This is a genomic window from Silanimonas lenta DSM 16282, from assembly GCF_000429065.1.
GTDB classification, from domain to species: Bacteria; Pseudomonadota; Gammaproteobacteria; order Xanthomonadales; family Xanthomonadaceae; genus Silanimonas; species Silanimonas lenta.
Genome location: NZ_KE386844.1, coordinates 400,507 through 410,739 on the forward strand (window position 1 = coordinate 400,507; position 10,233 = coordinate 410,739).

A 10,233-nucleotide genomic window follows, 5' to 3' on the forward strand; every position below is an offset into this window, starting at 1 on the left:
GAGCCCGCCATGCCCCGCCCCCGTTTCCTGCGCCCGCTGCCCCTGATCGCCGGCCTCGTCCTGCTTGCCGCCTGCGGCAGGGGTCCGGCGGAAGAGGCGGCGCCCGCCGCCCCGGCCCTGCCCGCGCCCGCGACGGAGGCGGCTGCGCCGAGTCCGGTGCCGGCCCTGCCGCGCGGCACGCTGGAGGCCGTGGCCCTGGAACTGGGCGCCGGCCTGGATGCCGATGGCCGCGTGGCCCAGGTGGCCGAGCGCTTCCGCCCGCGCGATACCGTGCATGCCAGCCTCGTCACCGTGGGCGAGGCGCCGGCCGCCATGCTCTCGGTGCAGTGGCGCAGCGCCGAGGGCCGGGTGCTGGCGGCAGACGAGCGCGCCATCCAGCCCACGGGCCCGGCGGTGCACACCTTCAGCCGGCAGGTGGCGGGCGGCTGGCCGCCCGGGCGCTACGAGGTGGAGGTCAGGCTCAACGGCGAGAGCGCGGGCGTGCGCGCCTTCGAGGTGCGGTGAAGCGCCTCCTGCCCCTGTTCGGCCTCGCGGCCGCGCTGCCCCTGTTCCTGCTGGCGGCGGCGCATTATCCGGGCGGGAACGACCGTGACCCCGCGGCAGTGGGCTTCCGCTTCACCGAGAACTACGTCAGCGCCCTGTTCCAGCCGCTGGCCATCAACGGCATGGAGAACGCGGCGCGGCCCTACGCGGTGCCGGCCATCCTGCTGCTCGGGGTATCGATGGCCTACATGTTCTGGGCGGTCTCGCGCACCACCGAGGCGCGGGGCACGCGCAAGACCATCGAGATCTTCGGCATCGGCACGGCGGTGTACACCGTGCTCGGGGTGAACACGCCGATGCACGACCTGCTGGTGGTGATCGCCGCGGTGTTCTACGCCATCGCCGCGCTGGCCATGCTGCGCCTGCTGCACGGGGCGCAGCGCGGGTGGGCCGTGGCCCTGGGGGTGCTGAGCCTGGGCTGCCTCGCGGCGCTGGCGGCGATGCGGCATGCGGGCTTTTATCCGGCACTGGCGCCGATCACCGAGTGGACGCTGTTCGTCCTGGCGGCACTGTGGCTGGCCGGCGTGTACTGCGCGCGCACCGCTCCCGCCGTGCCGGCTTCCGCCGCCAAGGATCCCGGCGCGCCGCGCTAGTCGCGGCGCTCGATGCCGAGGAACAGGCTGCGCCCGGCGCCGGGGAAGGCGCGTTCCTCGCCGAAGGCGAAGTCGAGGCGCTCGGCATAGTGCCGGTCGGTGAGGTTCAGCAGCCGCAGCGAGAGGCTCCAGCCTTCGTCGAGGGCGAGGCGCGAGCGCAGGTGCCAGAGCACGTGGCCGCCGTAGCGCCGGGTGTTGGCGGCGTCCAGCGGGTAGCCGCCCTGCCACTGGCCTTCCAGCTCCAGGTCGAGGCGCTCGTGCACGCGGCGGCCGAGACGCAGCCCGCCCAGCCATTCCGGGGCGGTGTCGATGCGCGCGCCGCGCCGCACCTGCTCGCCGCCCGGCAGCAGGCCGTCGAAGGCATAACGCTGGTCGCTCCAGGCGAGGTTCGCCTCCAGCGAGAACGCGCCGGGCAGGGGCAGGCGCAGCTCGAATTCGATGCCCAGGTGCTCGGTGGCGGCCCCGGGCACCGAGAGCCCGGCGGCATCGCGCAGGATCACGTCGCGCTTGCGCATGGCGTAGGCATCGAGGGCCAGCGCGAGGCCCTCGCGCCCGTAGCGCAGTCCGGCCTCGAGGCTGTGCGCGGTTTCCGGGGCGAAGGCCTCCACCGTCTGCCCGCGCTGCAGGCGGTAGAGCTCGGTGGCCTGCGGGAAGCGGAAAGCCCGGGCGGCGCGGGCGCTGAAGGCCCAGTGCGCATCCAGCGGCTGGCGCCAGCCGAGCTGGAAGGCGGCGGCCTGGAAGCGGTCGCGGCGGTCCTCGGGCCGCAGGTAGAGGCAGCCGCCGAAGCCGCAGGCGCTGCCGTCCTCGCGGAGGTTGCCGGCCGGGAGGCGGGTGTCGTAGCGGTAGCGCAGGGTCTCGCCGCGGGCGCCGAGCAGCAGGGTGCCGGGCCCGAGCGGCTGCAGCCATTCGCCGAACAGGGCGAGCTGGGCGATGTCGACGCGGTAGTCGTAGTGCCGGCCGGCCGGGCGCTGGGCGTTCTGCGCCGGGGTGCCGCTGCTGAGCGGGCGGGCCTGGGTCTGGCGCAGCCAGCCCTCGGCCCCCTCGAGGTCGAGGCCGAGGCGCAGCGCCTCGTGCTCGAACAGGCTCTGCAGGCCGAGGCTGCGGCTGCCGTTCTCCTCCAGCGGCTGGCCGAGGTTGAAGTGCTGCAGGAAGGTCTGGGACTCGCCGCGGGCATAGGGCCGGACGAGCAGCCAGCCGGCGCCCAGCGGGCGCTCGTGGTGCAGCAGCAGGCGGGCGGCCTCGGCCTCGCGGAAGGCTTCCGGGTTCTCGTTGGCGAAGCGGCGGTGGTCGCGCCAGGCGCCCTCGCCGCGCACGAAGCCGGCGGTGTCCTGGTCCAGGCGGTGCAGGGCGAGGGCGAGGCGGGGGCTGCCGGCCTCGCCGCGGGGCCGCCACTGCAGGCTGGCCTGCTCCAGCCGGTAGCCCTCGTCGGCACGGAAGCTGCCGGCGCGGGTGGCGTGGCCATCGAGGCGCAGCCGGCCGGCCGCGTCCTCCAGCGAGAGCAGGCCGCGGCGCAGGCCGTGTCGCCCGGCCTCGAGTCCGAAGGCGGTGCCGCTGCCGAAGGCGGGCGGCGCCACCGCCACCACGCCGTGCAGGGCATTGCTGCCGTGCACCGCGCTGCCGGGCCCGCGCAGCAGCTCGACCCGGCCGGCCTGGCGCAGGTTCACCTCCGAGAGCTGGTTGACGTTGCACAGGCCGGCGGGGCGGATCGGCACGCCGTCGTCCAGCACCAGGAAACTGCCGCAGGCGCCCGGCCCGGTGAGCACCGGCGAGCGCAGGGCCAACAGCTGCTCCTGCCCGCTGCCGCGGCTGGCCCAGGCGCCGGGCAGGCGGGCCAGGAGCTCGGCGGCATGGCTGGCGCCGGTCCGCGCCACGGCTTCGCCGTCCAGCCGGGCCACGGCCTCGGGTCGCCGGGCGGGGTCGCCGGGCAGGCGGCTGCTCACGGTGATGGCATCGAGCCGCCGGGCTTCGCCGGCGCCGGGAGCGGTCTGGGAGGCGGCGGCCAGCGGTGCTGCGAGGCACAGGCAGGGCAGCAGCAGGAAGCGGAAGGCAGGAGGCACGGAAGCGGGCGGGTGGCTGGCAGGAAGACCGGGAATGTAAAAGCCTGCGCCAGCCGCGGGGCGTGAGCCGTGAATCCCGGAAACGCCCGCCTACACTCCCGGGCTGGTCTTCCTCCCGGCCCGATGCCGTGTCCTTCCGCCTGCCTGCCTTCGCGGCGCTGCTGGGCGCCCTCGCCCTCGGTCTTTCCCTGCTGCCGGCCCCTGCCCGGGCCGGGGCGGGAGAGGCGGGCCTGCGCGTGGACGGGCGCGAGCGGATCGAACTGCGCGAGGCCCTGCGCTGGTGCCGGGGCCAGCCCTTCGATGCCCGGCCGCCGGCCGTCTGCGCCCAGGGCTGGCACGGCCCGGGAGAGCTCAATGCCGGCTACGACGCCCGCCCGCTGTGGATTGCCGTGCCGCTCGCCAATCCGGGCCCGCCCCGGCGGCGCTGGCTGGAGATCGGCTATCCCTCGCTGGACCGGGTAACGGTATTCGCCCCGGCCGTCGGTGCGGAGCCCGGCGAGAGGCTGGCCACCCTGGGCGATCTCGAGCCCTTCGATGCCCGGCCGCTGCCGCATCGCAGCCTGGTGGTGCCGCTCACCGTGCCGACCGGCGAGAGCCGGCTGTGGCTACGGGTAGAGAGCGCAGGCACGCTCACCGTGCCGCTCACGCTCTGGCAGCCCGCGGCCTTCCTGCGCCACGGCCAGGCCCTGTATGCCCTGCTCGCCGCCTATTTCGGCCTGGTCGGCGGGCTGGCGCTGTTCTACTTCCTCTTGGGCCTTGGCCTGCGCGACGGCGATTTCCTCGTCTATGCCCTCCATGCCCTGAGCCTCGCCCTTGGGCTGGCGGCGCAGAGCGGCTTCGGCAGCGAGTTCCTCTGGCCCAGCCAGCCCTGGCTCTCCAACCTGCTGCTGCCGGTGGGCATGCAGGCCGCCACCGGCCTTGGGGCCTGGTTCGTGCTGCGCTTCCTCGGCCTTCACCGCCGGCCCGGTCTGCACCGTGTTGCCCTGCGTGCGCTGGTGTTCGCCTGTTTCGGCCTTGGCATTCCCGCCCTGCTGCTCGGCCTGCCCGGAGCCTGGCCCTTCGTCTCGGTGACGGCCCTGCTGTTCGCCCTCATCGGGCTTTCGGCCGGAATCGCCGCGGTGCGTCGCGGCGTGCCGGCGGCCTGGCCCTTCCTGCTCGCCTTTTTCATGCTGCTGCTTGGCGCCCTGCTCACCGGGCTGCGCAACCTCGGCCTCGTGCCCACCAACGGGCTCACCGCCAATGCCCTGCAGATCGGCTCGGCCCTGGAACTGCTGCTGCTGGCGGTGGCGCTGGCGGCGCGCTTCGTCGCCCTGCGGCGGGCCCACGCCGAGGGCCAGGCACAGCTCCTGGCCCTGCAGCAGCGTGCCCTGGCCGACGCCGAGGCCGCCGAGGCGGCGCTGGAGGCGCGGGTGGCGGAGCGCACCGCCGAACTCGCGGCGGCCAATGAACGGCTGCGCGAGCGCGAGGCCCAGCTCAAGGCCATGGCCCAGCGCGATGCCCTGACCGGGGTGGCCAATCGTCTGGCCCTGCGGCCGGCACTCGAGGCCCTGCTCGCCGACTGGCGCCGCGGCGGCCCGGGCTTTGCCGTGCTGCTGCTCGACCTCGACGGCTTCAAGCCGGTGAACGACCGCCACGGCCATGCCGTGGGCGACCGGGTGCTGGTCGAGATCGCCGCCCGGCTTTCCGGCGCGGTGCGCAGCGGCGATGTCGTGGCCCGCCACGGCGGCGACGAGTTCGTGCTGGTGCTGGCCGGCACGGTGGAGCCCGCCGAGCTCGAGGCCCGGGTGCAGGAGATCGCCCGCCGCGTGGAGGCGCCGATCCCGCTGGAGGGCGAGGTGGCGGTGGTGCGGGCCAGCATCGGCATCGCCCAGCCGGCGCACAGCGCCGACACCGTCGATGCCCTGCTGCGGCGTGCCGACCTCGCCATGTATGCCGCCAAGGCGGGCGGCAGCGGCCGCTGGAGCCATGCCCCGGCGCTGGCCGGCTGAACGCGGCGTTGGATCAGCGCATTCCCTCGGCCACCTCCACCCAGAGCAGGCCGCGCAGCGTGCCGCCCCCGTGCTGCACCGCCGGCGGCCATTGCGAGGGTGGGCCGGCCGGTGGCCGCGCCTGCCGGCGGCTAGGCCATGGCCGCGGTGCTGGCGAGTGCCGTCAGCAGGAACAAGGCCCGGTACTTCATCGCCCGGCCTCCACCGGCAGCCCGGCCGCGGCCCAGGCCATCATGCCGCCCTCCACGTTCACCGCCCGCTCGCCCAGGGCGCTGCGCAGGGCGCCGCAGGCCGCGCCGCTGCGCATGCCGCTGCGGCAGATGAAGAGCACCGGGCCTTCGCCCGCCAGCGGCACGCCGCGCGCCTCGAGGGCGGACAGGCCGCCGGCCTGGACCTCGCCGAGCGGCACATGGAAGGCGCCCGGGGCATGGCCGGCGGCCCATTCGCCGTTCTCGCGCACATCGACGAGCGGCACGCCGCCGCGCTGCAGTTCATGCGCGGTGGCGGCCGAGACCGAGGCGCCGCCGGCGCCGAACAGGGATTTGATCAAGCCGAGCATGGGCATTTCCTCCGCGCGCTTCAGGCCTGTTCCACCGGCCGCCCGGCGGCCGTCCAGCCCATCCAGCCGCCGGCCAGCGACAGCGGCTGGGCGAAGCCGAGCGTGCGCAGGGCGTCCGCCGCGAGGGCGCTACGGCCGCCGCTACGGCACATCAGCACCACCGGGGCCTCGCGGTGCGAGAGCGCCGGGTCTTTCACGCAGTTCACCGCCGGGTGGCCGTCCACCTCGAACTCCAGCACGCCGCGCGGGATGTTCACCGCCCCCGGCACATGCCCCTGGGCGAACTCGGCCGGTTCGCGCACGTCGATCAGCGGCACGCCCCGGGCCCGCAGGGCCTCCAGCTCGGCGTGGTCGATCTCGCGGATGCGCTGCTTGGCCTCCGCCACCAGGTCTTGCACGGTCTTCATGGGAGTCTCCTTCACGGGTTCAGCCGGGCAGCAGGCCCGGCAGGGTTCGGGCCACGATGAACAGGCCCATGAGCACGAGGAACACGGCGAACAGCCGCCGCAGCAGGGCCTGCGGCAGGCGGTGGGCCAGCTGCTGGCCGGCCAGGCTGCCGGCCGCGCCCACCGCGGTGAACAGGGCGATCAGCCGGTAGTCGAGGGCGAGGCCGGCGCTGCCCAGCACGCCGAGGTAGGCGGCAAAGCCGCTGAAGGATTTGAGCGCGATGATCCACAGGCTGGTGCCGATGGCGCGGTGCATCGACAGCCCGCCGAGCAGCACCAGGGCCGGCAGGATGAGGAAGCCGCCGCCCACGCCGACGAGGCCGGTGAGCGCGCCCACGCCGAGGCCGTCGAGCACGATCAGGGCGCGCGAGCGCGGCCGGCCTTCCGCGCGCAGCGCCGGCGCCGGGCGCAGCATCATCACTGCCGCCAGCAGCATCACCAGGGCGAACAGGAAAAGCTGCACCGCGCCCGGCACCCACTTCGAGAGCGCGGCGCCGAGGCTGGTGCCGAGCATGCCGGGCAGGCCGAACCAGATCACGCTGCGCCAGTCCACCGAGCGCCGCAGGGTCCAGGGCAGGGCGCCGGCCAGGGCCACGCCGCCGACGATGGCCAGCGAGCCGGCGATGGCGAGTTTCTCCGGCTGGCCCACGAGGTAGACCAGCACCGGCACGGTGAGGATCGAGCCGCCCGAGCCGAGCAGGCCGAGCGAGAGGCCGATCAGGATCGCGCCGAGCAGGGCGAGGGGCATCATCGCCGCCACTGGGCCCGGAGGGCAGGCAGACTGGGCATGCGCCCACAATACATTAGATTGTGCTAATGTACAAACCCACCGCCACGGAGACCCAAGCCATGCCGCACGATCCCGTCTTCGATCCGCCCCGCGGCCCGCGCCCGCAGGTCAGCGCCTTCTTCGACGAGGACAGCCACACCCTCAGCTATGTGGTGCGTGAGCCCGAAGGCCCGGCCTGCGCCATCCTCGACCCAGTGCTGGACTTCGACTACGCCTCGGGCCGCACCAGTCACCGTTCCGCCGAGGCCATCGCCCGCCATGTCGAGGCCGAGGGCCTACGGGTGGAGTGGATCATCGAGACCCATGTGCATGCCGACCACCTCACCGCCGCGCCCTGGCTGAAGACGCGGCTGGGCGGGAAGATCGCCATTGGTGAGCACATCGGCCTCGTGCAGGCCACCTTCGGCCGGATCTTCAATGAAGGGCCGGAGTTCGCCACCGACGGCAGCCAGTTCGACCACCTGTTCCGCGACGGCGAGCGCTATCGCATCGGCGCGCTGGAGGCCCTGGCCCTGCATACGCCCGGCCACACCCCGGCCTGCATGACCCATGTGATCGGCGATGCCGCCTTCGTCGGCGACACCCTGTTCATGCCGGATGCCGGCTCGGCGCGCGCCGACTTCCCCGGCGGCGATGCCCGCACCCTGTTCCGTTCGATGCGGCGGGTGCTCTCGCTGCCCCCCGAGACCCGGCTGTTCATGTGCCACGACTATGCCCCGGGCGGGCGCGAGATCCGCTGGGAGACGACGGTGGCCGAGCAGCGTGCCTCGAACATCCATGTGCGCGATGGCATGGACGAGGAGGGCTTCGTCCGGCTGCGCGAGGCCAGAGATGCCACCCTTTCCATGCCGCGGCTGATCGTGCCCTCGCTGCAGGTCAACATGAAGGCGGGGGCCCTGCCGCCGCCGGAAACCAACGGGGTGCGTTACCTCAAGGTGCCCCTCGATCGCCTGTAGGGCTGGTGCCCAGCAGGCGGGCGGTCCAGCGCCGCGCCACCGGGGCGAAGAAGAAGGCCGCGGGAATGGCGATCGGCCAGGCCAGCAGGAAGGCGTGCAGCCAGCGGCCCGGGAAGCCGGCATCGAGGCCGGTGTTGATGGCGGTGAGCACGCCGCTCATCAGGAAGGCCATCAGCAGGGCCATCACCACCGAGAACACCAGGCGGAACTTCAGCGAATCCATGAAAGGGCCTCAGGCGCGCTTGCGGGCCCGCGCCTTCGGCGTCGGCGGGGTGGGGCAGTAGAGCTCGTGCAGGGTGCCGAGCAGCACCCGTGCCGGGCCATCGACCAGTGAGTAGTAGATGGTCTGGGCCTCGCGGCGCGTCTCCACCAGCCCCTGCTCACGTAGCACCGCGAGATGCTGCGACAACGCCGACTGCGAGAGCGGCACCTGCTGGTTGATCTCACCCACCGAGCGCTCGCCCTCCACCAGCAGGCAGAGAATGCGCAGGCGTTGCGGGTTGCCCAAGGTCTTCAGCAGTTCGGCGGCCACTTCGGCCTGTGCCGCCATGGCGGCGGCCATCGAGGAGGCGTCGGGAGAGGGGTTTGCCATCGGCACATTGTAGGGCGCGGCGCCGGTCAGCCGGCACAGCGTGGGGGAAGGCGGGGGCGGGCGGCGGGCCATGGAAGCTCCCGGGGGCAGGTTGGCCGCCTGGGTGGACGGCCCGGGCTTGACTTTACATTAGAAAACCCTAAATTAGCAAGCACATCATCTTTATGAGTGGCGTGCAGCATGGCGACCATCGTCGTCCTCGGGGCGGGCCTCGGCGGAATGAGTGCGGCCTACGAGATCCGCGCGGCCATCGGCCGCGACCATCGCGTCATCGTCGTGGGCGAGAGCCCGCGTTTCAGCTTCACCCCTTCGAATCCGTGGGTGGCGGTGGGCTGGCGTACGCCGGCCGACATCGAGATCGAGGTGGCCGGCCCGCTGGGCAAGCAGGGCATTGAATACGACGGTACCGGCGCCGAGCGGGTCGAACCGGCGGAGAACCGCCTGCGCCTGCGCGATGGCCGAAGCCTCGCCTATGACCACCTGGTGATCTGCACCGGCCCGCGCCTCGCCTTCGATGAAGTGCCCGGTCTCGGCCCGGAAGGCGGGCACAGCCATTCCATCTGCACGACGCCGCATGCCGTGAAAGCCTGGGAGGCCTATCAGGCCTTCCTCCGCGACCCCGGCCCGATCGTGATCGGTGCCGCTCCGGGTGTGAGCTGTTTTGGCCCGGCCTATGAGTTCGCGATGATCCTCGATGCCGACCTGCGTAAGCGCAAGCTGCGCGACCGCGTGCCGATCACCTATGTCACGCCCGAGCCCTATGTCGGCCACATGGGTCTCGGCGGGGTGGGGGATTCCAAGGGTCTGCTGGAGAGCGAGCTGCGCCAGCGCCACATCAAGTGGATCACCAATGCCAGGATCACCGAGCTCTCGCCCGGCCTCGTCAAGGCCACCGAGTACGACGAGCGCGGCAATGGGGCGCGCGAGCACGAGCTCGCCCACCGCTTCGCCATGGTGATGCCACCCTTCACCGGGGTGGATGCGGTGCGCGGCGTGGAGGGGCTGGTGAACCCGCGGGGCTTCGTGCTGATCGACAAGCACCAGCGCCATCCCACCTTCCCCAACGTCTGGTCGGCCGGCGTGTGCGTGGCCATCCCGCCGGTGGAGCCCACCGTGGTGCCCACCGGCGCGCCCAAGACCGGCTTCATGATCGAATCGATGGTCACCGCCATCGCCCACAACCTCGCTGCCGTGCTGAAGGGCGAGGCGCCGGCCGAAGTGCCGACCTGGAACGCCATCTGCCTTGCCGACATGGGCGACACCGGCGCCGCCTTCGTGGCCCTGCCGCAGTTCCCGCCGCGCAACGTCACCTGGGCCAAGGTGGGCAAGTGGGTGCATCTCGCCAAGGTGGCCTTCGAGAAGTACTTCCTCGCCAAGATGAAGTCGGGCAACACCGAGCCGATCTACGAGAAGTACGTGCTGAAGGCGCTCGGCATCGAGCGCCTGAAGTAAACCGCGCCGCTTCCTTCCTCCGTTCCGCCATCCTCCAAGGAGCCCTGCCATGAACCTCGACCGTGCCGTCCTCGCCTTCGCCGGCGTGATGACCCTGCTCTCGGTGGTCCTCACCCATTTCGTCTCGCCCTGGTTCCTGCTGTTCACCGCCTTCATCGGCCTCAACATGCTGCAGGCGGCCTTCACCGGCTTCTGCCCGGCGGCGCTGGTGTTCAAGAAGCTCGGGATCAGTTCCGGCTGCGCCTTCCGTTGATGCT

At 72.8% G+C, this 10,233-nt stretch carries 12 protein-coding genes; 6 read left to right on the forward strand and 6 right to left on the reverse strand.

Going from position 1 to position 10,233, the window contains the following annotated elements; all coding sequences use genetic code 11:
- Positions 1 to 9: 9 nt before the first annotated feature.
- Together G408_RS0110490 and G408_RS14335 are read left to right on the forward strand one after the other, a co-directional pair.
- On the forward strand, positions 10 to 504 hold the full coding sequence (locus G408_RS0110490) for a hypothetical protein (protein WP_028771050.1): 495 nt from the start codon (positions 10 to 12) through the stop codon (positions 502 to 504).
- Complete coding sequence (locus tag G408_RS14335; RefSeq protein ID WP_051282892.1) at positions 501 to 1,136, forward strand: hypothetical protein; 636 nt, start codon at positions 501 to 503, stop codon at positions 1,134 to 1,136. Before G408_RS0110490 ends, G408_RS14335 begins: the two co-directional genes overlap by 4 nt.
- Here the strand turns inward: G408_RS14335 and G408_RS0110500 are convergent.
- A complete protein-coding gene (locus tag G408_RS0110500; RefSeq protein WP_028771051.1) occupies positions 1,133 to 3,193 on the reverse strand; it encodes a TonB-dependent receptor in 2,061 nt (686 codons plus the stop codon). The genes G408_RS14335 and G408_RS0110500 overlap by 4 nt on opposite strands.
- A 128-nt stretch (positions 3,194 to 3,321) precedes the next feature.
- Between G408_RS0110500 and G408_RS14340 the strand changes: the two genes are divergently transcribed.
- Positions 3,322 to 5,181, forward strand: coding sequence for a diguanylate cyclase (locus G408_RS14340; RefSeq protein ID WP_051282893.1), 1,860 nt, complete (start codon positions 3,322 to 3,324; stop codon positions 5,179 to 5,181).
- A 187-nt stretch (positions 5,182 to 5,368) separates the two neighbouring features.
- Here the strand turns inward: G408_RS14340 and G408_RS0110510 are convergent, their stop codons facing one another.
- From G408_RS0110510 to G408_RS0110520, 3 genes are read right to left on the reverse strand one after another with little or no spacing between them, the layout of a single operon-like run.
- Complete coding sequence (locus tag G408_RS0110510) at positions 5,369 to 5,740, reverse strand: rhodanese-like domain-containing protein (RefSeq protein ID WP_051282894.1); 372 nt, start codon at positions 5,738 to 5,740, stop codon at positions 5,369 to 5,371.
- A 20-nt stretch (positions 5,741 to 5,760) separates the two neighbouring features.
- The gene (locus G408_RS0110515; RefSeq protein ID WP_028771053.1) at positions 5,761 to 6,147 is read right to left on the reverse strand and encodes a rhodanese-like domain-containing protein; all 387 of its coding nucleotides are present in this window, start codon (positions 6,145 to 6,147) and stop codon (positions 5,761 to 5,763) included.
- Positions 6,148 to 6,166: 19 nt separating this feature from the next.
- Positions 6,167 to 6,934 carry a sulfite exporter TauE/SafE family protein gene (locus G408_RS0110520; RefSeq protein ID WP_028771054.1) on the reverse strand — a complete coding sequence of 256 codons (768 nt, stop codon included), beginning with the start codon at positions 6,932 to 6,934 and terminating at the stop codon, positions 6,167 to 6,169.
- Positions 6,935 to 7,035: 101 nt separating this feature from the next.
- On the opposite strand from G408_RS0110520, the gene G408_RS14345 reads away from it, so the two are divergent.
- A complete protein-coding gene (locus G408_RS14345; protein ID WP_051282918.1) occupies positions 7,036 to 7,932 on the forward strand; it encodes an MBL fold metallo-hydrolase in 897 nt (298 codons plus the stop codon).
- On the opposite strand, the gene G408_RS14350 is transcribed toward G408_RS14345, so the two are convergent.
- Entirely contained in the window at positions 7,907 to 8,155 is a 249-nt protein-coding gene (locus G408_RS14350; protein WP_037412936.1) for a DUF2798 domain-containing protein, read from the reverse strand. The two genes, G408_RS14345 and G408_RS14350, sit on opposite strands and share 26 nt — an antisense overlap.
- Positions 8,156 to 8,164: 9 nt before the next feature.
- The gene (locus G408_RS0110535) at positions 8,165 to 8,524 is read right to left on the reverse strand and encodes an ArsR/SmtB family transcription factor (protein ID WP_051282895.1); all 360 of its coding nucleotides are present in this window, start codon (positions 8,522 to 8,524) and stop codon (positions 8,165 to 8,167) included.
- Positions 8,525 to 8,704: 180 nt separating this feature from the next.
- Between G408_RS0110535 and G408_RS0110540 the strand changes: the two genes are divergently transcribed.
- Complete coding sequence (locus tag G408_RS0110540; protein ID WP_028771056.1) at positions 8,705 to 9,976, forward strand: NAD(P)/FAD-dependent oxidoreductase; 1,272 nt, start codon at positions 8,705 to 8,707, stop codon at positions 9,974 to 9,976.
- A 49-nt stretch (positions 9,977 to 10,025) separates the two neighbouring features.
- Positions 10,026 to 10,229 carry a YgaP family membrane protein gene (locus G408_RS0110545; protein ID WP_028771057.1) on the forward strand — a complete coding sequence of 68 codons (204 nt, stop codon included), beginning with the start codon at positions 10,026 to 10,028 and terminating at the stop codon, positions 10,227 to 10,229.
- The last annotated feature ends 4 nt before the right edge of the window (positions 10,230 to 10,233 follow it).